The organism is Catenuloplanes atrovinosus, assembly GCF_031458235.1.
In the GTDB taxonomy this organism is placed as follows: Bacteria; Actinomycetota; Actinomycetes; order Mycobacteriales; family Micromonosporaceae; genus Catenuloplanes; species Catenuloplanes atrovinosus.
Map to the genome: position 1 here is coordinate 2774536 of NZ_JAVDYB010000001.1, position 23201 is coordinate 2797736.

General features: G+C 72.7%; 22 protein-coding genes. 13 read left to right on the forward strand and 9 right to left on the reverse strand.

Features of this window, described 5'->3' with window-relative positions; genetic code table 11:
* Positions 1 to 22: 22 nt before the first annotated feature.
* Together J2S41_RS12460 and J2S41_RS12465 are read right to left on the reverse strand one after the other, a co-directional pair.
* Positions 23 to 1339, reverse strand: a complete 1317-nt coding sequence (locus J2S41_RS12460) for an extracellular catalytic domain type 1 short-chain-length polyhydroxyalkanoate depolymerase (RefSeq protein ID WP_310366988.1) — start codon at positions 1337 to 1339, stop codon at positions 23 to 25.
* A gap of 360 nt (positions 1340 to 1699) precedes the next feature.
* Positions 1700 to 2344 carry a DUF4360 domain-containing protein gene (locus J2S41_RS12465; protein ID WP_310366991.1) on the reverse strand — a complete coding sequence of 215 codons (645 nt, stop codon included), beginning with the start codon at positions 2342 to 2344 and terminating at the stop codon, positions 1700 to 1702.
* 443 nt (positions 2345 to 2787) lie between these two features.
* Here J2S41_RS12465 and J2S41_RS12470 point away from each other — a divergent pair, with 443 nt between their 5' ends.
* Positions 2788 to 3441, forward strand: coding sequence for a DUF4360 domain-containing protein (locus J2S41_RS12470; protein WP_310366993.1), 654 nt, complete (start codon positions 2788 to 2790; stop codon positions 3439 to 3441).
* A gap of 80 nt (positions 3442 to 3521) precedes the next feature.
* Here J2S41_RS12470 and J2S41_RS12475 read toward each other — a convergent pair whose 3' ends face one another.
* Positions 3522 to 4556, reverse strand: coding sequence for a LacI family DNA-binding transcriptional regulator (locus J2S41_RS12475; protein WP_310366996.1), 1035 nt, complete (start codon positions 4554 to 4556; stop codon positions 3522 to 3524).
* A gap of 242 nt (positions 4557 to 4798) precedes the next feature.
* Between J2S41_RS12475 and J2S41_RS12480 the strand changes: the two genes are divergently transcribed.
* The 4 genes from J2S41_RS12480 (at position 4799) to J2S41_RS12495 (ending at position 10947) form a co-directional block, all read left to right on the forward strand.
* Entirely contained in the window at positions 4799 to 5677 is an 879-nt protein-coding gene (locus J2S41_RS12480; protein WP_310366997.1) for a carbohydrate ABC transporter permease, read from the forward strand.
* A complete protein-coding gene (locus tag J2S41_RS12485; RefSeq protein WP_310367000.1) occupies positions 5674 to 6495 on the forward strand; it encodes a carbohydrate ABC transporter permease in 822 nt (273 codons plus the stop codon). The genes J2S41_RS12480 and J2S41_RS12485 overlap by 4 nt, the downstream gene beginning before the upstream one ends.
* An 88-nt stretch (positions 6496 to 6583) precedes the next feature.
* Positions 6584 to 7843, forward strand: a complete 1260-nt coding sequence (locus J2S41_RS12490) for an ABC transporter substrate-binding protein (RefSeq protein ID WP_310367002.1) — start codon at positions 6584 to 6586, stop codon at positions 7841 to 7843.
* Positions 7840 to 10947, forward strand: a complete 3108-nt coding sequence (locus J2S41_RS12495; RefSeq protein ID WP_310367003.1) for a family 78 glycoside hydrolase catalytic domain — start codon at positions 7840 to 7842, stop codon at positions 10945 to 10947. The genes J2S41_RS12490 and J2S41_RS12495 overlap by 4 nt, the downstream gene beginning before the upstream one ends.
* Before the next feature lie 212 nt (positions 10948 to 11159).
* Here the strand turns inward: J2S41_RS12495 and J2S41_RS12500 are convergent, their stop codons facing one another.
* The 3 genes from J2S41_RS12500 to J2S41_RS12510 all read right to left on the reverse strand — a co-directional run bounded on the left by J2S41_RS12500 (position 11160) and on the right by J2S41_RS12510 (position 13357).
* A complete protein-coding gene (locus tag J2S41_RS12500) occupies positions 11160 to 11645 on the reverse strand; it encodes an HAD domain-containing protein (RefSeq protein ID WP_310367006.1) in 486 nt (161 codons plus the stop codon).
* Positions 11646 to 11803: 158 nt separating this feature from the next.
* The gene (locus tag J2S41_RS12505) at positions 11804 to 12154 is read right to left on the reverse strand and encodes a Het-E N-terminal domain-containing protein (protein ID WP_310367008.1); all 351 of its coding nucleotides are present in this window, start codon (positions 12152 to 12154) and stop codon (positions 11804 to 11806) included.
* Between the two features lie 294 nt (positions 12155 to 12448).
* Positions 12449 to 13357 carry an NADP-dependent oxidoreductase gene (locus tag J2S41_RS12510; protein WP_310367010.1) on the reverse strand — a complete coding sequence of 303 codons (909 nt, stop codon included), beginning with the start codon at positions 13355 to 13357 and terminating at the stop codon, positions 12449 to 12451.
* Between the two features lie 148 nt (positions 13358 to 13505).
* Between J2S41_RS12510 and J2S41_RS12515 the strand changes: the two genes are divergently transcribed.
* Entirely contained in the window at positions 13506 to 14363 is an 858-nt protein-coding gene (locus tag J2S41_RS12515; RefSeq protein ID WP_310367012.1) for an MmyB family transcriptional regulator, read from the forward strand.
* Between the two features lie 47 nt (positions 14364 to 14410).
* On the opposite strand, the gene J2S41_RS12520 is transcribed toward J2S41_RS12515, so the two are convergent.
* Positions 14411 to 15142 carry an SGNH/GDSL hydrolase family protein gene (locus J2S41_RS12520; RefSeq protein WP_310367015.1) on the reverse strand — a complete coding sequence of 244 codons (732 nt, stop codon included), beginning with the start codon at positions 15140 to 15142 and terminating at the stop codon, positions 14411 to 14413.
* Positions 15143 to 15254: 112 nt separating this feature from the next.
* Between J2S41_RS12520 and J2S41_RS12525 the strand changes: the two genes are divergently transcribed.
* The 4 genes from J2S41_RS12525 (at position 15255) to J2S41_RS12540 (ending at position 18382) form a co-directional block, all read left to right on the forward strand.
* Complete coding sequence (locus J2S41_RS12525; RefSeq protein WP_310367017.1) at positions 15255 to 15935, forward strand: response regulator; 681 nt, start codon at positions 15255 to 15257, stop codon at positions 15933 to 15935.
* A complete protein-coding gene (locus tag J2S41_RS12530) occupies positions 15932 to 17290 on the forward strand; it encodes an ATP-binding protein (protein WP_310367020.1) in 1359 nt (452 codons plus the stop codon). Before J2S41_RS12525 ends, J2S41_RS12530 begins: the two co-directional genes overlap by 4 nt.
* The gene (locus tag J2S41_RS12535; RefSeq protein ID WP_310367022.1) at positions 17287 to 17769 is read left to right on the forward strand and encodes a hypothetical protein; all 483 of its coding nucleotides are present in this window, start codon (positions 17287 to 17289) and stop codon (positions 17767 to 17769) included. Before J2S41_RS12530 ends, J2S41_RS12535 begins: the two co-directional genes overlap by 4 nt.
* 172 nt (positions 17770 to 17941) lie before the next feature.
* Positions 17942 to 18382: a VOC family protein gene (locus J2S41_RS12540; RefSeq protein ID WP_310367024.1), complete on the forward strand. Its 441-nt coding sequence runs from the start codon at positions 17942 to 17944 to the stop codon at positions 18380 to 18382.
* A 9-nt stretch (positions 18383 to 18391) separates the two neighbouring features.
* Here J2S41_RS12540 and J2S41_RS12545 read toward each other — a convergent pair whose 3' ends face one another.
* Positions 18392 to 19942, reverse strand: coding sequence for a hypothetical protein (locus J2S41_RS12545; RefSeq protein ID WP_310367027.1), 1551 nt, complete (start codon positions 19940 to 19942; stop codon positions 18392 to 18394).
* Between the two features lie 303 nt (positions 19943 to 20245).
* Here J2S41_RS12545 and J2S41_RS12550 point away from each other — a divergent pair, with 303 nt between their 5' ends.
* The 3 genes from J2S41_RS12550 (at position 20246) to J2S41_RS12560 (ending at position 22762) form a co-directional block, all read left to right on the forward strand.
* Complete coding sequence (locus tag J2S41_RS12550) at positions 20246 to 20923, forward strand: DUF3152 domain-containing protein (RefSeq protein ID WP_310367028.1); 678 nt, start codon at positions 20246 to 20248, stop codon at positions 20921 to 20923.
* Between the two features lie 42 nt (positions 20924 to 20965).
* Complete coding sequence (locus J2S41_RS12555) at positions 20966 to 21220, forward strand: hypothetical protein (protein ID WP_310367031.1); 255 nt, start codon at positions 20966 to 20968, stop codon at positions 21218 to 21220.
* 78 nt (positions 21221 to 21298) lie between these two features.
* On the forward strand, positions 21299 to 22762 hold the full coding sequence (locus J2S41_RS12560; RefSeq protein WP_310367032.1) for an aminotransferase class I/II-fold pyridoxal phosphate-dependent enzyme: 1464 nt from the start codon (positions 21299 to 21301) through the stop codon (positions 22760 to 22762).
* Between the two features lie 7 nt (positions 22763 to 22769).
* On the opposite strand, the gene J2S41_RS12565 is transcribed toward J2S41_RS12560, so the two are convergent.
* Positions 22770 to 23069, reverse strand: coding sequence for a hypothetical protein (locus J2S41_RS12565; protein ID WP_310367034.1), 300 nt, complete (start codon positions 23067 to 23069; stop codon positions 22770 to 22772).
* Positions 23070 to 23201: the final 132 nt, after the last annotated feature.

Here is a 23201-nt window from a genome sequence, read left to right on the forward strand (position 1 = left end):
ACCGGTCACGCGCCGGGCCGCATCAGGCGAGGGCGCAGGACGCGCCGTTGAGCGCGAACGCGGCGGGCCGGCCGGCGTCGCCGGTGTGGGTGGCCTGGAACCCGATGCTGGTCGAGGCGCCCGGCGGCAGCGCGGCGTTGTGCGCGACGTTGCCGGCGGTCACCTGCCCGGCGGCCGGGCTGTAGGTGGCGTTCCAGCCGGACGTGATGGTCTGGCCGGCGGGCAGCGCGAATGCCAGCGTCCAGCCGTTGATCGCGGTGGCGGCGGTGTTGGTGATCGTGATGCTCGCGGTCAGCCCGCCGGTCCAGGCGTTCACGGCGTAGCCCACCGCGCAGCCGCCGGCCGGTGCCGGGCTGGACGTCGCCGGGGGCGTGGGCCCGGTCGGGGTCGGCGTCGTGCCGGTCAGGCCGAAGAACGCGACGGCCTGCGCCGCCATGCCGGTCGACGGCAGGCTGTGCCCGGCGCCGGCGATGCTGTACGCCTCGACCTGCACGGTTCCGGAGGCGTCGGCGTACCGCCGGCGGTTCCAGCCGTTCTGCGGGGTGTCGGTGGACGTCGGGGTCTGGCTGAGCCCGAACACGTTGGTCCACTGCTCGATCGACTCGTTGAGCAGCGAATACGGCACCAGGGTGTCGTTGGTGCCGTGCCAGAGCTGGATCCGCGGGCGCGGCCCGGAGTAGCCCGGGTACGCCTGCCGCACCGCGTCGCCCCACTGCTGCGGCGTGCGGTTCATCGCGCCGCCGGTGCACTGGCTGGCGCCGGGCGGATAGTCGGCCGCGTTCGCGAAGCAGTTGAACGGCACGCCCATGAACGACGCGCCGGCCTTGAACACGTCCGGGTAGACCGCCAGCATGTGCTGGGTCATCATGCCGCCGGACGAGCTGCCGGTGGCGTAGACCCGGTTCGGGTCGCCGCCGTGCTGCCGCTGCACATAGTTGACCATCGAGACGATCGAGACCGGATCGCTGCCCCCGCCGCGCCGCTTGGCCGCGGCCGACCAGGTGTCGAAGCAGTTGCCGAAGCCGGCCTGCTGGGTCGCGGTGGGGTAGATGACGATGAAGCCCAGCTGGTCGGCGAGCCGGGCGAACTCGCTGCCGGAGTAGAACCCCGGGCCGGAGCCGCCGCAGCCGTGCATGGCGACCACGATCGCCGGGTTGGCCGGGCGACGGTCCGGCACGTAGAGGTGCATGCGCATGCCGCCGGGGTTGTCGCCGAAGCCGGTGACCTCCTGTAGCGAGGCGGCCTCGGCCGGGCTGGTCAGCGCCGGGGAGACGATGGCCAGGAGCCCGGCGGCGAGGGCGACCGCCAGGCCGCCGAGCCTGGTGCGTGCGGTTCTCACGATGTGACTCCTCGGGTCCGAGGTCATGCATTGATAGGTGTCTATCAATGTCCTCGGCGTCCCGAAAAGTGTCAAGTAAGCGGTCGCGGCCGGCCGGCGGCGGACGCGGCTCGGCCCGGTGACGGCTCCCCGCAGCGTGCGTGCGATGGGGCGGGAGCCGTACCGGGCCGAGTGACCGGGTGATCCCCGGGTGGGGCCGACGGCGTCGACGCGGGCGGTGAAGGGCCGTCCGGAGTCGAGGCGTGGCGACGGGTACGTGTACGTACCGCGGTCGTGTTCCGCGAATGGGTTATCGGTGACGGGCGGTGGCGAGGGTCGCGCGAGTGGCCGGCGATCCTCGCCACTGTCGTGCCGGTTGTGTCAGGGGCAGCGCTTCCATGCGAAATGGTACGTGGTGGCGATGCTGCCGTCGGTGGAGTCCATTGTCAGGAAGCTGGTGGTCGTCGAGGTGCCTTTCGAGACCCGCAGCTCGGTGTTGATGTTGAGGTTGCGCAGTTCGCCGCAGGGGTGCCAGACGACCGCGGCGATCGGGACCTCGTCGCTGGCGATCCAGTTGTCGTCGAAAGGCGCGGCGATGGGGTGGTTGGTGAAGGTGCCCTGAGTCATGCCCTGGAAGTAGTAGTTGGCTCGCTGGGAGGCGACCGCACCGGTCTGGAGCAGGCCGTATCCGCGGTAGTCCACCTTGGTGATGGCGAAGCTGAAGCCCTGCGGCACGTGCACCAGCACGTTGAGCTGGCAGTTCTTGCGGCCCTCGGTGCTGGCGATGCCCGGGCCCGCCTGGGCCAGGTAATCGCTGTAGATCGCGGTGAAGGCGGTGTTGTCCGGCGAGACCGCGACGTCCGCCGAACCGGGTCGGCAGCCGGAACCGGCCATCGCGACGAGGTCGATGACCATCTTGTCGGCCGGTGGATCCTCCAGGATGTTCCCGGCGGACGCGGGCGAGGCGGCGATCAGTGAGGACGCGATCAACGCCAGTACGGTTCCGGCTTGCAGCAGTTTACGCATGGAACTCCCTCCGATGTGAACGACAGAGCGCGCGCGGCACAACGGTAAAGGGAACATAGATGGCGGTCAATGTCTTGGGCGTCTGGTCGCATTGTTCAGTAATTGGGTGGCATCACCAACGTGCGGTGAATCGGCATGCCCGCTCTTTTCCCCTAATTAGGACAAAGAGCGCCGCCAATCTGGTGCAATGCTCGCCAATTGACCCGATACGTACGGTGTCGATCAGTTCTGCGTCACCATACATCGGTTTCTCAAGCATCGATCAGAGCCAATGGTTGCGCCGGAGGTCCCGTGGGGCATACATTCTCAAGCGGCAACCGGCCGGAGCGGTCACGGACCCCATCATAAGAATCTTGACGGGGGCGGAGCGAGGTGGGCCGGATTGGCAATGAGGCATCCGCGAGGCACCGGTTGAGATTGGAATAGGTCAAGAGAGGAATGCAATGAAACGAAACCCCGCCGGCGCGAGACACGCGGTTATCATCGCACTCGGCACGGTTCTCGCCCTGCCGCTGTCCGCGCCGGCGCGCGCGGACGGCGACGAAACGGCTGCCGCCGTCCCGGACGGTAACGTCACCGTCGAGGTGGTGGCCGCCAGCGGTTCGGGCTGCTCGCCCGGCACGGCGTCGGTCGTCGCCAAGCCCGACAAGTCCGGCTTCCGGATCAGGTACTACGACTTCGTGGCGTACGCCGGTGGCGGCGCCGCCGTGGCCGAGCGTCGCAAGAACTGCCAGATCGGTGTCCTCGTCACGGTGCCGGCGGGGTGGACCTTCGCGGTCGCGGAGGCGGAGTACCGTGGCCGCGCCCGGCTCCAGCCCGGCGCCACGGGCCTGCAGCGCACCAACTACTACTGGCAGGGTTCGTCGGACAACAGCAGCACCGAGGACACGTTCTACGGTCCGCTCGGCGGCTACTGGTCCACCAGGGACGTGGCCCCGGTGCTGGTGTACCGGCCCTGTGCGACACAGCGGGTGCTGAACATCAACACCGAGCTGCGGGTGGACGCGGGCGCGTCGGGCTACTACAGCAGCATGTCGATGAACTCGAGCGAGGGCGACGTCGACACCCTGTTCAACTTCACCTGGACGCAGTGCTGAGGCCGTACCGGCGCTGCTCGTGTCGCGATCGCGGAGGGTTCCACGGAACCTTCCGCGATTGTTCGCGCGCGGGCGCCTGACTACACGGGACCGGTGGACCGGCGGGTGATCAGCGTGGGGGAGAGCCTCACCTGGGCGGCCGGCCGGGCGGGGTCGGCGACGCGGTCCAGCAGCAGCCGGGCCGCGTTCACGCCGATCTGGTGGCCGGCCTGGTCGACGGTGGTCAGCGAGATCGGGCCGAACGCGGCGAACGTGGTGTTGTCGTAGCCGGCGACGGAGATGTCCGCGGGCGCGGACAGGCCGGCCTCGGCGAGCGCGTCGAGCACGCCCATGGCGACGATGTCGGCGCCGGCGAAGATGGCGGTCGGCCGCTCCGGCCGGGCGAGCAGTTCCTGTGCGCCGAGGTAGCCGCCCCGCTGGGTGTACGTGGTGGAGGCGACGTCGATGTGCTCGCCGAGACCGTGGGCGTGCATGGCCCGGCGGTAACCGTCGGCGCGGATGGCGTTGGGCATCTCGGTGAGCCGGACCGGGTCCTTCTCCAGGTGTTCGATGTGGGCGATCCGCCGGTGGCCGAGCGCGGCGAGGTGGGCGACCACCAGGCCGGCGCCGGTGAGGTCGTCGTCGGCGACCGTGTCGTGAACGGCGGAGCGGCCGTGCCGGCCGACCACCACGGTGGGCACGGTCCGGGCGATGCGCTCCAGGCGCGGGCCCGAACTCAGCGGCGCGATCAGGATGACGCCGTCCATGTTGCGGTCGATCATGGCGTCGGTGACCCGGGCCTCGGCCGGCTCGTCGTTGCCGGCCGAGGCGATCAGCACCTGGTAGTCGGTGCCGCCGAGCTCGGCCTCCACGCCGTCGAGCACGTCGGCGAAGAACGGGTTGCGCAGGTCCGGCAGCATCACGCCGATCGTGTAGGTCCGCCCGCGCAGCCCGCGGGCCGCGGCGGACGGCCGGTAGCCGAGCTCCTCGATCGCGGCCCGCACCCTGGCCTGCATCTCGGGACTGGCCCCGTACGCCCTGCGCAGCACCTTGGACACGGCGGTGGTGGACACCCCGGCATGCCGCGCCACGTCGACGATGGTGACCCGGCGGCCGGGACCCGGACCGTGCGGCATCCGCCCTCCTTGGCTGGGAAACGTTGCCCACTATACGGGCTTGATCGAGAAGCTTGATGGCTGGCCATCTCTTGACGGGTCTCGCCATCCGCTCTTAAGGTCGGCGAAACACGATGGAAAACGTTACCCGCGCCATACCGGCCTTCGGCGCGTGGCACCCCCTGTTCGCGTCCGTGTCCGAGGGTTCGCTCGACCGGCGCGGTGAAACGATTCAGCAAAGCGGGTACCCAGTGAGACTCGATGTGCAAGGACGCCGTCACGCGCCGCCCTGGTGGTTCACGCTCCCGGCTCTGCTGCTGTTCGCCTTCGTGGTGCTGCTGCCCAGCGCCCGCGGGCTGCACTACGCCGTCACCGACTGGGACGGCCTGAACCCTGACTTCACCGTCGTCGGCCTGGACAACTTCACCGCCATGGCCGACGACCCGGACGCGTTCGGCGCGGTCCGGCACACGCTGGTGGTCGCGGTCGCGATCACGGTGCTCCAGAACGGCCTCGGGCTGCTGCTCGCGCTGGGCGTCAACTCCGCGATCAAAAGCCGCGACGTGCTGCGCGTGCTGCTCTTCGCGCCCGCGATGATCGCGCAGATCGTCACCGCGTACCTGTGGCGCAACCTCCTCGGCCCGGACGGCGCGGTCAACAGCGCGCTCGGCGCCATCGGGCTCGGCGGGCTGCGGCGGGACTGGCTCGGCGACCCGGACCTGGCGCTGTGGATGATCGTGCTGGTCGTGGTCTGGCAGTACGCCGGCTACTCCATGGTGATCTTCCTGGCCGGGCTGCAGTCCGTGCCGAAGGAGATCTACGAGGCGGCCGCGATCGACGGCACCGGGCCGGTCCGCCGCTTCTGGTCGATCATCCGGCCGCTGCTGGCGCCGGCGCTCACCATCAACCTGATGCTGTCGATCATCGGTGGCCTCAAACTCTTCGACCAGGTGTACGCGATGACCGGCGGCGGGCCCGGCCACGCCACCGACACGATCTCCACACTGATCTACAAGGAGGCGTTCACGCTCGGCGAGTTCGGCTACAGCATCGCGCTCGCGGTGGTGCTCACCGTGATCGTCGCGGTCGCGTCCGGCGCGCAGTACACGGTGCTGTCCCGTGGCGAGCGGGCCGCGTCGTGAACCGCTACTCACCCCGTACCCTCGCGCTCGAAGTGGTCATGATCGCGGTCGCGGCCGTGTTCGCCTTTCCGGTGTACGTGCTGGTCAACCTGGCCGTGCGGGCGCCGTCGGACACGTCGTCGCCGATCGCCCCGACGAGTTCCCCGACGCTCGGCAACTTCGCCGGGGCGTGGCGGGAGGCCGGGCTGGGCGGCGCCCTGATCAACAGCGTGGTGGTGACCGCAGCCAGCGTGCTGATCGTCCTGGTCGTGTCGTCGCTGGCCGCCTACCCGCTGGCCCGGTCCGCCGCGCGGTGGTCCCGCGGCACGTTCCTGCTGATCATGCTGGGGCTGGTGCTGCCGTTCCAGCTCGCGTCGCTGCCGCTCTACCAGACCGTGCGCGACCTCGGGCTGCTCGGCTCGGTCTGGTCGCTGGTGCTGTTCTACTCCGGGCTGCAGGTGCCGTTCACGACGTTCCTCTACGTCGGGTTCCTGCGCGCGCTGCCGCGCGACTTCGAGGACGCGGCGCAGCTCGACGGCGCCACGCCGCTGAGCACCTACCGGTACGTGATCCTGCCGATGCTCAAGCCGATCACGGTCACCGCGCTGGTGCTGAACGCGGTCAGCGTCTGGAACGACTTCTTCACCCCGCTGCTGTACCTGTCCGGCAGCACGCAGCAGACCGTGCCGGTCGCGATCGCCGGCTTCGTCGGCCAGTACGTCTCCGACTGGAACCTCATCTTCGCCGCGCTGCTGATCAGCATCGTGCCCGTGCTCGCGGTCTACCTGGCCCTGCAGCGCCACATCATCAACGGATTCGCCGGAGGGCTCAAGGGATGACCGTCCACGGCCCACGGAACCGGCCGCCGGCGGGGCCACCGTCCGGCCGCTACACGCTCACCGCACTCGCTCCGTCGTGGGAGAGACCATGAAGTCACGCACCGCGCTCATCGCCGCGTTCGCGGCCGTCACCATGACCGTCACCGCGTGCAACGGCGGCACCAACGCCGCCGCCGAGGGTGACGGCACGACCCTGACCATCGCGTCGGTCGACCAGGGCTCGATCGAGAAGGTCGTCGACGCGTTCAAGGCCGCCAACCCGGGCGTCACCGTCAACCTGACCACCTCCGGCGCCGACCAGTACCAGCAGCAGATCCGCACCCAGCTCGCCTCCGGCACCGCGCCGGACGTGATGACCGTGTGGCCGGGCAACGGCAACCCGGGCGCCACCTACGTGATCGCCAAGCCCGGCTACCTGCTCGACCTGTCCGGCCAGCCGTGGGCCGCCCGCCTGCCGGACGCGTTCCAGCGGGTCGCGCAGTACGAGGGGAGGACGTACAACGCGGTGTTCGGGCTCAACGGCATCGGCGCGGTCTACAACGACCGGGCGCTGAGGGACTCCGGGCTGACCGCGCCGGGCACCTGGACCGAGCTGCTCGCCTTCTGCCGCGCGGCCGACGGGAGGGGCACGCCCGCGTTCGCGCTCGGCATCCAGGACAACTGGGTCACCCAGCTCGTGCTGTACGCGCTCGCGGCCACCGTCGTCTACGGCGCCGACCCCGGCTTCGACGCCAAGTTGCAGGCCGGCCGGGCCACGTTCGCGAACTCGGCGTGGACCACGGCGATGGCGAAGTACCGCCAGCTGGCGGACGCGGGCTGCTTCCAGGACAACCCGCTCGGCACCTCCTACGAGGCCAGTCAGACGCTGGCCGCGACCGGGAAGACGCTCGGCATCATCCAGGGCAACTGGATCATCAGCCTGCTCAAGCGGAAGGACCCGGCCGGTACGTACACGATGAGGGCACTTCCGGCCACCGACGACCCGGCCTCGTTCGTGATGCCGGCCGCGGCCGGTGCCGGGTACGGCGTGAACGCCAAGGCGAAGAACCGGGACCTGGCGCTGCGGTTCATCACGTTCGTCATGTCGCCGGAGGGCATGAAGCTGTTCACCGAGACACAGGGCAGCCTGCCCACGCTGCCGGACGCCGGCACCGCGGTCGACCCCGGCCTGGCCGAGCTGCAGACGTTCGTGCGCGAGGACCGGACCGTGCCGTTCATGGACCAGCTCTGGCCGAACGCGAAGGTGCAGCAGACCATGCTCAGCGGCCTCCAGGAGGTCTTCAGCGACCAGGCCACCCCGGCCGACGTGCTCACCGATATGGACACCGACTACAAGGCGGGATCATGAAACGACGTACGGCACTCGGACTGTCCCTCGCCGTCCCCTCCGCATCCGTGCTGACCGCGGCGCCCGCGCTCGCCGGCGACCCGGGCGTGCGCGTCGTCTCCCTCCGGGTCGACGGCCGCGGCGACGCCCCGCTCGGCCTCGACAATCCGCACCCGGTCCTGAGCTGGCAATTCGCGGAGACCACGTCGGTGGCGGCGGACCGGCAGACCGCCTACCAGATCCGGGTCCACGACGCCGCCCGCGACCGGCTGCTCTGGGACTCCGGCCGGGTCGACTCGCCGGTCCAGTCCGGCGTCCGCTACGGCGGCCCGCCGCTCGTCTCCCGGCAGCGGCTGCGCTGGCAGGTGCGCGCCTGGGACGCCGGCCGCCGGGCCACCGACTGGAGCCGCCCGTCCACCTGGGAGACCGGCCTGCCGCGCCAGGAGGACTGGGGCGACGCCCGCTGGATCGAATATCCGGGCCGCACCGAGAACCAGCCGATGCCGATCTTCGCCCGCCCGTTCGGCGTCGACCCGCGCCGCACCGTCACCCGGGCCCGGCTCTACCTGTCCGGCGTCGGCATGCACCTGGCCGGCCTCAACGGGCGCACGCTCTCCGACGAGGTGCTGGCGCCCGGCTACGCCAACTACCAGCTCTCCAGCGAGTACCGGGTCTACGACGTCGCCGGTCACCTGCGCAAGGGCGCCAACACCGTGGCGGTGCGGCTGGGTAACGGACCCGCCTACGTGCGGCGTAGCGTCACCAACCCGGCGGCGGGGCGCACCGCGCCGTACGCGTGGTGGCAGAGCCAGCTCAAGGGCAGCGGCACGCTGACCGGCGACGCCGACGCCGGCGCCACCACGGTCACGCTGAGCGCGGTCACCGGCTACCACGTCGGCGGCACCATCAACGTGGACACCGGCGACGGCGGCGACAACCTCGAATCCCGGGTCATCACCGCGATCGGCGCGGACAGCGTCACGTTCACGCCCGGCCTGTCGAAACCGCACCCGGCCGGCGCCGCGGTCACCGGCTCCGGCAACAACGTCGCCGCCAGCGACGCCAGCGCCGGGGCCGCGGTCACGCCCCGGTTCATCGCGCGCCTGGAGATCACCTACGCGGACGGCCGGGAGACCGTGATCGTGTCGGACCGCGAGTGGCGCACCGCCCTCGGCCCGCTGATCACCGACGCCTGGTACTCGGGCTCCGACGTCGACGCCCGCCGCGAGCAGCCCGGCTGGGACCGGCCCGGATCGGACCTGTCCGCGACCGCGACCCGGCGCGACGGCACCGCGACCGGGTGGATCGCCGCCGGGATCGCGCCGCCGCCGAACCTGGCCACCAGGCTGGTCGCGCGGACCGCGCCGCCGGTCCGGATCGCCGGCCGGTACGCCCCGGTCTCGATCACCAATCCGGCGCCCGGCACCTGGGTGTTCGACCTCGGGCAGAACATCGCCGGGTTCCCGCTGCTCACACTCCGGGGCGGCGTGCCGGCCGGCACCACGATCCGCATGTCACCGGCGGAGTCGCTCGCCGCGGACGGCACGGTGGACCAGGCGTCGCTCAAGGGCGGCGGGGGCAGCCGCGGCACCGACCTGTTCAACACCTACACCACCGCCGGCCTGCGCGGCGGGGAGAGCTGGCGGCCGGACTTCACCTACTTCGGCATGCAGTGGGTGCAGGTCACCGGGCTGCCGGAGGGGTACGTGCCGGACCGGAACACGATCACCGGCCTGCGCGTGCAGGCGGACACGCCGGTCGCGGGCGAGGTGACCACGTCGAACGCGCGGGTCAACCGGATCCACCGGATGGCCTGGTACTCGTTCGCCGGCAACATGATGAGCGTCTTCACCGACTGCCCGGGCCGGGAGAAGCTGTCGTACCCGGCGGACTACACCATGCCGATGGGCGCCATCCATCGCGACTTCGACCTGTCGGCCTATCTGCGCACGCACGAGCGGCACCTGGCCGAGGGGCAGTCGGTGGCGGACACCCCGATGTTCGGCAACGTGGCGCTGAAGACGCCGGTCTACGACTGGGGCTACTCCGGGCGCTTCGGCGACGAGATCAACTGGGGCAACGCGATCATCCTGGTGCCGGGCTTCCTGCGGCAGCTGTACGGCGACACGTCCACGGCGGCCCGCTACTACGAGCCGATGGTGCGGTTCGCGGACTACATCGCGCGGCAGAAGGCGTCCGGGCACATCGTGGACGCCGCGCTCGCCGACTGGGTCTCCGCGGAGCAGACCTCAGGGCGGATCACCGGCACCTGGGGCTACTACCTGATGATCAAGGAGCTGGCCGAGTTGGCCCGGCTGACCGGGCACCCCGCCGACGCGGAGCACTACATGGCGCTGGCCGCGCACATCCGGACCGCGTTCCACGCCGCGTTCTACAACACCACGCTGCGCCGGTACACCGCGGACGGCGACGCGGGCACGGCCGGCGCCACCCAGGCCGCGCAGGCGCTCGCGCTCGACGCCGGGCTGGTGCCGGACGGCGAGCGGCAGGCCGTGCTCGACGCGCTGGTGGAACTGGTCTACGCGTTCCACCCCGAGGGCGACGGGCCGCACCTCAGCGGTGGCACGATCGGCATGGCGCCGATCGTGCGGGCGCTCTCCGCCGGCGGCCGCGACGACGTGCTCTGGGACCTCATCCAGGAGGACGAGCAGCCCGGCTACGGCTACTTCATGCGGCCCACGGTCGCGAACCCGGGCGGCATGACCACGATCGGCGAGCGGTGGAACCGCGGCGACTCGAAGAACCACATGATCCTCGCCCAGATCGAGGAGTGGTTCCACGCCGGGCTGGCCGGCATCCGGGCCGCCGAGGGCACGGTCGCGTACCGCGACCTGGTCGTCCAGCCCAAGATCGTCGGTGACCTCACGCACGTGAAGGGGCACTACAGCACGCCGCAGGGCACGGCCCGCGCGGAGTGGAGGCGGGACGGCGACCGGCTGCGCCTGACCGTCACCGTCCCGCCGAACAGCACCGCCCAGGTCTGGGTGCCCACGCTCGGCGGCCGGGTGACCGGCGCGCCGCGGCGCGCGCGGTTCCTGCGGATCGACGGCGGCTACGCGGTCCATCAGGTGCCGTCCGGCACGTACACCTTCACCACCCGGTGACCCGTGCGCGGCAGGCCGGTGACGCCACCGGCCTGCCGCGCCCCGGCGGGCGGCAGGACGACCGCCAGGATCGGCGGTCACGCGGGCACACCACGGCGACGGTGCGGCCGGGATATCCGATGACCGCCTGGTGGTAGTCCGGCGTCACCCCGCCGATGCGTAGCAGACCTGACGGAACATCCGCAGGTCCCACCCGGGTACGGGGTGCGGGGTCAACGCCGGCCGAGCCAGTCGTGCAGCGCCGTGAAGTCCGCCGCGGTCAGGCCGGTGGAGGGGTCGATGCGGCGCAGGAGCGCGGGCTCGGGGTGATGGGCGGCGACCCACCGCCGGTCGGTGTCGGTGATCTCGTCGTCGAGCCAGACGAACGAGCGCCCGGTGGCGTGCCGTACCAGGGACGTCGTCTTCCAGTGCAGGCCGGATGAGGGCTCGTCGCCGTCCGGCCACTCGACGACCGGTAGCTCGGGCAGGCCGAGGCGCGGAGCGATGATCTCGTTGGCGTCGGCACCCCACGTCGTCGCCCAGATCAGCGGGCAATCCAGTGCCAGGAGCCGGCGCCCGTCCGCCGGATCCAGCCGGTCCAGCAGCGGGTTGCCGCCGCCGTCCGCGGCCGTGCCCGGGACGGGCCGCGCCCTGAACGGGATCAGCGGCCCGTCGACGTCGAGGAAGACCAGCGGGCGGCCATCGTGGAGCGCCGGCACGCGTGCATCGTACCGGCGGCCGGCGCAGCCGCTGGACCGCGGCACTCCGGTTCGCCGGTGAGCGGCCGCGCAGGCGATGGTGGTGGCGATGTCGGGTCGCCGCCGAGTCCGGTGGGCGGGGCCGAGGTGCCGGTCGCCGGGCCGGACGATGACGCCGGCTAGTGGAACGTGTTGGTCTGGGTGTTGTGGTCGCCGACCTGCACGCCCTTGGCCTCCCGCGCGTCGACCTGGTACTTGCCGGTCAGGTCGAGCAGCCGCCGGGCGGCGGCCACGACCTGCTCGTCGCCGGCCGCGCCCGAGGAGGTGAGGGCGTCGCCGAGCCGGGCCTGCCAGACGCCGGGCTCGGTCTCGTCGGCCTCCAGTGCCGGCACCGCCCGATCGCCGAGGCGGCGCCGCAGCAGATCCTTCAGACCCGCGTACGCGTCGCGCACCGTGTCCGACGCGGTCTGCGTCAGGCCCGCGCCCGCCCCGGCGGCCAACGCCGCCGCGATCAGCTCGATCGCTGTCATGATCCGCTCCCGTCGATCCGCGATAGACCATTGTGGCGGATGGGCGCGAGCCCCACCCACGCCGGCGGCGTGCCCGGGGTGATGGGGGCGGGTCGCGCCGCCGGATGCCGATGGCGCCGGGCGAACGGCGACGCCCGGCACTGCGCGAACCGCTCCCGGACCTGCCCGCGGCGGCGGACGCGCGGTGGACTCGCCGGCCGTGCTGGACGTCGGCGACCTGTTCACAGCTCCGCCGTGGCCTCGGCCGGGACGGCAGCCGGACCGGCGGCTGCACCACCGCACGCCGCCCCCGCGTCACGTACCCACGATGATCTTGCCCTTCGCGTGGCCGCGCGCGAGATACGTCAGGCCGCCGGCGGCGTCCGCCAGCGGGAGCCGCCGGTCCACCAGCACGCGCAGGCCGTCGTCGAGCAGCGTGACCACCGTGCCGAGGCGGGCGGCGTCCGACTCGTGGAAGACGAACGCGGCACGGACCCCGCGCGACGCGGCCCGCTCGGCGTCCGGCGGCGCCGGCACCGCCACGAGCAGCCCGCCCGGCACGAGCACGTCGAGTGCCTGCTCCCCGGCCCGCCCGCCGACGGTGTCGATGACGACGTCGACACCCCGGACCCGCGCGGCGAGCGGCCCCGCGGTGTAGTCGATCACCTCGTCCGCGCCCAGTTCCTCGGCGATGGCCAGGCCCGCGGGCGAGGCGGTGGCGATGACGTGGGCACCCAGCCGGTGCGCGAGCTGCACCGCGAAGCTGCCCACGCCGCCGGCCGCGCCCTGCACCAGGACACGCTGCCCGGGCCGGACCGCGGCGACCTCGGTGAGCGCCTGCCACGCCGTCGCCGCCGCGGTGGCCGCGCCGGCGGCGGTGCTCAGCGGGACCGAGGCCGGCGCCGGGACCAGCTGGTCCGCCGGGACGGCGGCCAGCTCCGCGAGCGCGCCGCCGGCCCGCGGGTCGAGCCGGGCGACGACCCGGTCGCCGGCCGCCCAGCCGTGGCCGGCGCGCGCGACCACGCCGGCGATGTCGGTTCCCAGCGTGTACGGAAACCGGACGGGAAAGAACTCCCGCAGGTGCCCGGCGGCCATTTTCAGGTCGAGCGGGTTGAGCGCCGCGCCCGAGACCTGCACCGGCACCTCGCCGTCTCCGGGTACGGGTTCGGCCACGTCGGCGAGGCGCGGCGGGTCGCCGTAGTCGCTGATGAGCAGAGCTTTCACTGAGACACTCCCAATCCGGCGGTACGTGATTCATCCGAACCGTTCCGCGCCGCCGGCCGGGTGACCAGGCGGCGTTCGTACCGGCGACGGCGAGCCTGGTGACGGCGTCACCTGGCTCGCGGCGTGCTCCGGCGGCGATACTCGGCGGATGGACCTCGCAGCGCTCGGTGGATTCCTCAAGTCGCGTCGTGACCGGCTGAGCCCGAGCGACCTCGGCCTGCACCCGACGTCGCGCCGCCGGGTCCCCGGGCTGCGCCGCGACGAGGTGGCGAACCTGGCCGGCGCGTCCGTCGACTACTACGTCCAGCTCGAACAGGGCCGCGGCGCGCAGCCGTCCGAGCAGATGCTGGCGGCGCTGGCCCGCGCGCTGCGGCTGACCCTGGACGAGCGCCACCACCTCTACCACCTGGCCGGACGGCCGCTGCCGCCGTCCGGCGGGGGCGGCGCGCACGTGCACCCCGGCATGCTGGAGCTGCTGGACCGGCTGGACACGACGCCCGCCCAGATCATCAGCGACCTGAGCGTCACGCTGGCCCAGAACCGGCTCGCCGCCGCGCTGCTCGGCCCGCCCACGGCGGCGACCGGCATCCGCGCCAGCTTCATCCACCGGTGGTTCACCGATCCGTCGGCACGCGACCTCTACCACCCCGACGAACACGACCACCAATCGTCCGTGTTCGTCGCGGACATCCGCGCCGTGTCCGCGCGGCGGGGCCCGGACGAGTTCGTGACCGCGCTCATCCGATCACTGCTGCGGGACAGCGACGAATTCCGCCGCCTGTGGGCGCGGCATCACGTCGCCATTCGCCGCGCCGACCGCAAACGCCTCCTGCACCCGCTGATCGGCGAAGTCGAACTGAACTGCACGAGCCTGCTCAGCGAGGACGGCACTCAGCGCCTGCTCTGGTTCACCCCACCCCCGGGCACCCCGTCCGTCGAACGCCTGGAACTGCTGAACGTGATCGGCGCCTTCCAGATCTCCGGCACCGGCGACGCGACCCGCTGACGGTCCGGCACCCACGGCGGCTCTCCCGCGGTGGGGGCGGCGACACATCACCGCCCGCAGCCGATGAACCGGCGATCTCCGGACCATCCGGCGTTCACCCAGGTCTCGCGCGGGGCCGGGGTGAGTCCGGGCATGACCGGGGTCAGCTTCGCCAGCAGCCACTCGGCGAACCGGGCCGCGCCCTGCGGGCAGGTGTGCACGCCGTCGCTGCTGCGGCCCTCCGGCGTGAACTCCCCGCCCCACACCTCGCCCGCGTCGAGCAGCCGGGTCCGGCCGCCGGACGCGTCCGCCGCCGCGCGGGCCGAGTCCCGGGTCCGGTGCAGCTCGTCCAGGTGCGGCGCGTGGAAGTCGTCCGCGCGGATCGGCGGCATGGTGACGATGACGAGCGTGGCGCCGGCGTCGGCGACCGTGGCCGACAACCGCGTGTACGCGTCGGTCTGCTCCCGCGCGGTGCCCCAGTCGTACGTGGTGATCTGGTAGACGACCACGGTCGGGGCGGCCTGCTCGATCGTCGCGGGCAGCGCCTCCCAGGCGGCGGACGCGTTCGGCCCGACCACGTTGCCGCCGCCCTCGGTCGCGGCGGACCAGAAGCGGACGCCGGAGACGGCGAACGCCTCGGTCAGCGCCGCGGCCTGGCCGGCCGCGACCGAGTCGCCGAGCAGCAGCACGCCGCCGGCCGGCGACCCGCCACCGGCCGGCGGTCCGGGCTCCGGGTCCCGCGCGTCACAGGCGGTGGTGAGCAGGAGCAGGCCGAGCGCGATGCCGATGCGTGTTCTCATGCCGAACGACGATGCCGCCACCGCGTCGCGTCCGGCCCGCCGTCGTGTCGCAGGTGTGTCGCAACGCCCCCGCGGCGTGGGCGGGCCGCGGGCCGGGCCGGATACTCGTGGGGTGGTGGCGATACTGCTGATCGAGGACGATCCGCTGGTCCGGCGCGGCCTCGAGCTGGCGCTGTCCCGGCACGGCTACGACATGCGCACGGCCGGCACCGGGCGGGACGGCCTGCGCGCGCTCGACGCGGACGTGCCCGACCTGGTGCTGCTCGACCTGATGCTGCCCGACCTGGACGGCCTGGAGGTGTGCCGCCGGATCCGGGCCGGCGGCGACCTGCCGGTGATCATGCTGACCGCGCGCGGCGACGACCTGGACGTGGTCGGCGGGCTGGAGGCGGGCGCGGACGACTACGTGGTCAAACCGGCCCGCCCGGCCGTGCTGGACGCGCGCATCCGCGCGGTGCTCCGCCGCAGCGCCGGCGACCCGGACGGCATCCGCACCCACCGTGACCTGCGCATCGACACGACCGCGCTGACCGTGTCCCGGCGCGGCGAGCCGGTCACGCTGACGCCCACGGAGATGCGCCTGCTGCTCACGCTGTCCGCCAGCCCGGGCCGGGTGTTCAGCCGGCAGCGGCTGCTGGAGGACGTGTGGGAGCACGACTACCTCGGCGACTCGCGGCTGGTCGACAACTGCGTGCAGCGGCTCCGCGCGAAGATCGAGACCGATCCGGCCGCGCCGGAGTTCGTGCAGACCGTCCGCGGTTTCGGCTACCGGTTCGGGCCGGTCCAGGGATGACCGGCCTGCGCGCGCGGCTGCTGGTCGCGTTCGTGGCGGTGACCGTGCTCGGCGCGGCCGCCGCGGCCTGGGCCAGCGCGTCCGCCGCCGGCACCGCGCTGGTCTCGGCCGCGCAGGAGCAGCTCACGGCCGCGCTCGCGGGACAGATCGGCGCGGTCGCGCCGGAGCTGACCTACCCACCCGACCAGGCGAGCCTGGACCGGCTGCGGGTGGCGGCCGGCCCGGACACGCTGGTCACCTTCGCGGGACTGCGCGCCGCGGACGGCGCCATCACCACCTTCGACCTCGGCGCGGTACGCACGGCCGCGCGCGACGGGAACCGCCTGGTCGCCCAGCGGGTCGACGCGGACGGCCGGCCCTGGCTGCTGATCGCCACGCCGGTCGTGATCACCGCGCTGGACGGCACCCGTACCCCGTCTGGCATCGAGGTCTACGCGGCCCGCGACCTGACCGCGGTCGACCGGCAGGTGGACGGCCTCACCCGGTCCGCGGCGCGCACGGCCGCGCTCGCGCTGCCGCTCGCGGTCCTGCTGGCGCTGGCCGCGGCCGGCAGCGTGCTGCGCCCGGTGCGCGGCCTGCGCGACACCGCCCGCCGGCTGGCCGCCGGCGACCTGGACGCCCGCGCCGTGCCGCGCGGCCGGGACGAGCTGACCGACCTCACCGTGACGATCAACGAGATGGCCGAGTCGCTGGCCCGCATGCAGGCGGACGCGCGCCGGTTCGCCGCGGACGCCTCGCACGAGCTGCGCACGCCGCTGGCGACGCTGGCCGCGGTGGTCGACGTGCTGGAGTCGGCCACCGCGGACCTGGAGCCGGACGCGCGCGAGTCCGCGCGGATGGCGATCACCGAGGTGGGCCGGCTCACCCGCCTGGTCGAGGACCTGGTGGAGGTGTCCCGCTTCGACGCCGGCACCGCGCGCCTGCGCGTCGAGGAGGCCGATCTCGTGGGTACGATCCGGGACTGCCTGCGCGCCCGGGGCTGGACCTCCCAGGTCACCCTGGACGCGCCCGCGGAGCTGCGGATGCCCCTGGACCGCCGCCGGGTGGACGTGATCGTGGCCAACCTGGCCGGCAACGCGCTGCGGCACGGCGGCCCGCCGGTGCGGGTGCGGGTCGCGGCCACGCCGGCCGAGGCGCTGGTGGAGGTGACCGACGGCGGGCCCGGCCTGCCCCCGGAGGTGCTCCCGCACGTGTTCGCGCGCTTCTGGAAACGCGATCCGGCCCGCGCCCGTACCCCCGGAAGTGGTCTGGGCCTGTCCATCGCCCGGGAGAACGCGCGCCTGCACGGCGGCGACCTCACCGCGGACGCGGACGCCCGGTTCGTGCTGCGGCTGCCGCGGGCGGTGCGGTCGTGAGGAGACGGTGCCTGGCGCTCGCGCTGACGCTGCTGGTGGCGGGCTGCGGGGTGCGGCCGTCCGGCCCGGCCGGCATGGGCGAGGCGCCGACCGGCGTCGCGTCCGGCGTGACGCTGTACTTCGTCGACGCGCGGGGGCGGCTGACGCCGCGGCTGCACGACACCGGCCGGCTCGGCACCGTCGCGGAGGCGCTGGAGCTGCTGCTCGGCGCGTCCGCGACCGTGGGGGACGGGCTGCACTCGGAGATCGAGATCAGCGGCGCGACCCGGGTGGTGACCACGGCCGAGCCCGGCCTGATCCACCTGCGGCTGCCGCTGGCCGACTACGAGGTGACGCCGCTCGGCATCGACCAGATCGTGTGCACCGCGCTCGGCGTGGCGGTGCAGCGCGGCGAATCCCGCGCCACCCGGGTCCGGCTGCTGCTCACCCGGTCCACCCCGGAGTTGGAGGGCGACCGGTCCTGCCCGCTGATCGGCTGAGACGCCCGGTCCCGGTCCCGCCGTGGACGGCACGCCGAGGCGCTGCTGCGCGAAATCGACCCGGAAACGTACGGCGATCCCTACGCTTTCTGGCAGGCGATCGTCTCCGCCATCACGGACGGGGACTTCGGCCGGCGCGGTCCGGACCGATACGACAACGGGAGCACGGTTCATGTCCTATGTGCGACGCTTCGACCACGTCGGCATCACGGTCGCGGATATCGACGCCGTCACCGCCTTCTTCGTGGCGCTCGGCCTCGAGGTCGAGGGCAGGACGTTCGTCGAGGGCGAGTTCCTCGAGACGGTCTGCGGCATCCCCGGCTCGCGCACCGAGATCGTCATGCTGAAGGCGCCGGACGACGGCACCCGGCTGGAGCTGTCCCGGTTCGTCCGGCCCGACTTCGTGCCCGGCTCGCCGGCCGCGATGGCGAACGAACTGGGCCTGCGGAACGTCTCCTTCGAGGTCGCCGACCTGCGCGCCGCCGTCGAGTGGGCGGCGGGTCAGGGCTACGGCCTGGTCGGCGGCATCGGCGAGTACGAGAACACGTTCCGGATGGCCTACGTCCGCGGGCCGGAGGGGATCATCGTCTCGCTGGCCGAGCGGATCGGCTGACGCCGGCCGTCACGGGACGGTCACGGCCACGTTGTCGAAGGCGGCGTGCCCGGTCGACGCGGTCGTCTGCATGCCGACGTAGCTCGCCGCCGGGGCGAGCGACTCGTCCGTGACCGAGGCGACCAGCGTGCCGCCGTCGTACAGCGAGATCGTCGACCCGCTCACCACCAGGCGCAGCCGGTACGTGGTCCCGGCGTGGATCTCCGAGGCCGCGCCGACCCCGGTGAGCTTGGTGTTGGTGCCGTCGACCAGCTTGCCGATCGCGTACCTGTTCCCCCAGGAGGCGATCCCGGCGTAGTAGTAGTTCCCGCGGTCGGTGTACCGGGCCATCAGCACGTTGTCGCGGTCGCCGGGGGCCACGTCCATCGGGGTGATCTCGGCGGCGACCGTGTAGTTGCGGGCGGCGATCCGCCGGTTGCCCTGCAGCGTCTGCGGATGCCCGGCGGGCGCGTTGCCCAGCGCGTGGGCGCGCCCGTTGCGCACCTCGAAGGACGCGCCGTTCGGGATGTGCGGGCCCTGCGTCATCGTCCACTTCGACGGGTCGACGATCGGCAGGCCGCGGCTCCACCGTGCCAGGTTGATGGTCTCGTTCCAGCCGGGGCGGTGGTTCTTCACGTTGTACCAGACCCAGTCGGTGCCGCCGACGTTCACCACGTACTGCCGGTAGATCATGCTGTCCTCGACGCCGCCGGCCACGCCGAGGTCGAGCGTCATCGCGGACCGGTCGAGCGTCCAGCGGACACCGTCGCGCGAGGTCAGCCGGCCGCCACGGGACGGGTAGTCGGCCTGCCAGCCGACCACCACCATCTGGTACGACCCGTCCGGCATCATCCGCACGTTGGGCCCGCCGATGCCGAGGCTGGCCCAGCCACCGTCGTTCATCGGGCTGATCAGCGGGTTGCTCGGCGACTTGGTCCACGGCCCGCGCGGGTCGGTGGCGGTGGCCAGGCAGATGAACTCCGGCTCGCCGCCCGCCGAGGCGATCCGGCCGGCGGTGTACCACATCTTCCAGAGCCGCTGCCGCTCGTCGTACAGCAGCGAGGAGTTGTAGATGTAGTCGTCCTCCCACTCCGCGGTCGGCACCACGATCGGCCCGAACTTCGTCCACGGGCCGGCCGGGTCGGTCGCCTCGGCGTAGTGGATGCGGCCCACGCCGCCGGCGTCCACGCCGAAGTACGACATGTGGTAGACGCCGTCGCGGTAGACCACGCTGGGCACGGTGAGCGCGTTGCTCTCGGTGGGCAGCGTCGGCGCGACCACCGGGTCCGGGTGCTTCGTCCAGGCGACCCCGTCCGCGCTGTACGCGTAGCCGACGTTGCCGATCGAGCCGTACCACATCTTGAACCTCGGCCCGCCGCCCTGGCCGACGATGATCGACGGGTCCTGCATCAGGCTGGTCTCCCACGGCAGGGACTGGGCCAGCACGACCCCCTGCCGATCCCACCCGGCCACCGTGCCGAAGGAGTCGCTGAACACCGTGACGGGCCGCGCCGCGGCGGGCGCCGGCGCGGCGGTCACGAACACCAGGGCCGCCGCGACGACGGGCACGGAAAATCTCATCGCTCACTCCGATCGCGCGGTCCACCGACAGCCACCGACGACGATCATCGTCGATGCGACGCCGATTCGGCAACAGCCCACCGGGGCGGTGCGGCCGGCGTGCCGCCGGCTGATCGAGCGGCGGTGGACCGGTGCTCGTGGGCCCGGGTCCTTCGGCGTTTCCCGCCGTGGGTGTCACCTGGTGTGCCCCGGGACCGTCGTTCCGGTGGAGCGAGACGAAGACTTCGGGAGGTGGCTGTGCACTGTCGCGCAGGGCAGGCCCTGGTGGCGTTGGTGTTGTCGGTGTCGCTGGCGGGGTGTGGGGTGATACCGGGGTTCGGGTCGTCGGGGAAAAAGGCGATTCCGGACAATCAGGTTCCGCAGAACGGGGACGGGGACTTCGAGGCGGCGCCGGGGGTGCGGGACGTGATCGGGGAGGGGCGGATCATGGTCAGGTACCGGGTGGAGGTGGAGACCGGGATCGACTGGGGTGAACTGCCGCCGTGGACGGCGGAGCGGTTCGCGGAGGCGGTCGACGAGGTGTTCGCGGATCCGCGCGGCTGGGCGGCGTCGGCCGCGGCGCCGATCACGGAGCCGGAGCACGGGATGTCCGGGGAGTCGTGGCAGTTCCAGCGGGTCGGTGACGACGAGCACGTGACGTTGCGGCTGGCCACGCCGGCCACGGTGGACGCGCAGTGCGCGCGGGCCGGGGTGGACACGGAGGGCGTGTACTCGTGCCGGTTCCAGAACACGATCATGGTGAACCTGAAGCGGTGGCTGCAGGGGGCGGACCCGGCGCCGTCGGTGCAGTCGTACCGTGCCGGGGTGATCAACCACGAGGTGGGGCACTTCCTCGGGTTCGCCCACCAGGGGTGCCCGGGTAGGGGGCGGCCGGCTCCGGTGATGATGCAGCAGACCATCGCGCTCGACGGGTGCCGGCCGAACGAGTGGCCGTTCAGCGAGGACGGCGAGTTCATCACCGGTACGTGGCAGGACTCCTGACGCCGGCGAGCGATCATCGTCGATGGGCTCTACCGTGGGGCCATGGCTGTTCAGATTCTGGCCGGTGCCGCGATGGTCGCCGCGCTCGGCCTCCCCGGCGTGGCGGCCGGCGAACCGCAGACGTTCGTCGGCGAGGGTTCCAGCAGCTTCGGGCTCGCCTACGTGTACGCGCGGGCGGACGCGCTGAGGCAGGCGGGCTGGGCCGGTTACACGTCCGCGGAGTGCGTCGAGACGGACAGCGACGTCTCCCCGGGCGGCGACTTCGCCACCGTGTGGTTCGAGTGCGTCCACCCGTGAGCGCCTGATTCGACCAGGTTTGACGGGGTTGGTACGGGGCACGCGCGCCGGGCGGATCGTCGAACAGCGAGGTGCCCCATGGTTGATCACTCCCGTGTTCCGGTGCTGGAGGCGTTGCAGGAGTTCCGGCGGCGTGGCGACACGGTGTTCGGGCCGCCCGCCCACAAACAGGGCCGGGGCGCCGACCCGCGCGTGATCGACATCGTCGGCGCCGGCGTGTTCGCCTCCGACGTGCTGTCGCTCAACGGGCTCGACGACCGCCGCCAGTCCCAGGGCGTGATCGAGCGCGCGCAGGAGCTGATGGCGGACGCGGTCGGCGCCGACCACGCGTTCTTCTCCACCTGCGGCAGTTCGCTGTCCGTGAAGACCGCGATGATCTCCGTGGCCGGGCCCGGCGAGAAGCTGCTGGTCTCGCGCAACGCCCACAAGTCCGTGATCGCCGCCTTGATCATCAGTGGGGTGGAGCCGGTCTGGGTGCACCCCCACTTCGACACCGGCTGGCAACTGGCCCACCCGCCGGAGCCGGACGACGTGCGCGCCGCGTTCCGCGCGCATCCCGACGCCGCGGGCATGCTGCTGATCACGCCCACCGACTGGGGCTCGTGCGCGGACATCGCCGGGGTCGCGCGCGTCTGCCACGAGCACGGGGTGCCGCTGATCGTGGACGAGGCGTGGGGCGCGCACCTGCCGTTCCACCCGGACCTGCCGCAGTGGGGCATGAACGCCGGCGCGGACCTGGTGGTCACCAGCGTGCACAAGATGGGCGGCGCGATCGAACAGTCCTCGGTCTTCCACCTCCGCGGCGACCTGGTCGACCCCACGGTGCTCAAGCAGCGCGAGGACCTGCTCGGCACGACCAGCTCGTCGTCGCTGGCGTACGCGACGCTCGACGGCTGGCGCCGGCACATGGTCGAGCAGGGCGAACGGCTGCTGGACGAGGCGCTGGGCCGGGCCGCGCGGGTCCGGGACGCGATCGGCGCGATGGACCCGCTGCGCCTGATGGGCGAGGACGTCGTCGGTACCGGCGGCACCGCGGAACTGGACCCGCTGCGGCTGACGATCGACGTGCGCGGGCTCGGGATCAGCGGATACCAGGCCGCGGAGTGGTTGCGCGCGGCGTGCCACGTCGACCTCGGCTCCGCCGACCAGTGCCACCTGGGCGGGCAGATCAGCTACGCCGATGACGACGACACGGAGAAGCGGCTGGTCGAGAGCGTGCAGCGGCTGGTCGACGAGTGCGGCGACCTCGAGTCGCGGCCCCAGGCCGACCTGCCGCCGCCGCGCACGCTCGAACTCGAGAGCGTCATGACGCCGCGCGACGCGTTCTTCGGCCGGACCGAACAGGTGCCGGTGGAGCGGGCCGCCGGGCGCATCGCCGCGGAGATGCTCAGTCCGTACCCGCCCGGCGTCCCGGTCCTGGTCCCCGGGGAGCTGATCAACTCCTCCGCGCTGGACTACCTGACCAGCGGCGTGCGGGCGGGCATGCTCATCCCCGACGCGGCGGACCCCACCATGGCCTCGGTACGCGTGGTCGCCGGCTGAGCGCCGGTCAGGCGCGCCCGGCCGTGCCGGGCGGCGGGTCGGCGACCAGGTTGCCGGTGTCGTCGACCAGGCCGGGCGCCATGCTGCCGCCGTGCGCCTCCCGCGGGTCCGGCTCGTCGGCCTCCCGCGCCTCCCCGGCCCGCTCGGCCGCCCGGCGCCTGGCGTGCGCGGCGGCCACGCTCGCCGGGCCGGCGGTGCCGCCCGTGGTGGTCATCATCCCGGGCGTGCGCGTGGGGCCGCCGTTGCGCAGTTCGTCCAGGTCGGTGCCGCGATCGACCGTACTCTTCGTCTGGTTCTCGTCGCTCATGCCGGATCTCCGTTCCCGCTGCGGCGTCCATGTGGCCGGCGCTCAGCCGACGATGATGCGCGCGCAAGCTCGCTCATGCGGCTCGGGATGCCCGGCTGGGAGCCGCCCAAACGGCCGGCCGGAATCTCGCGG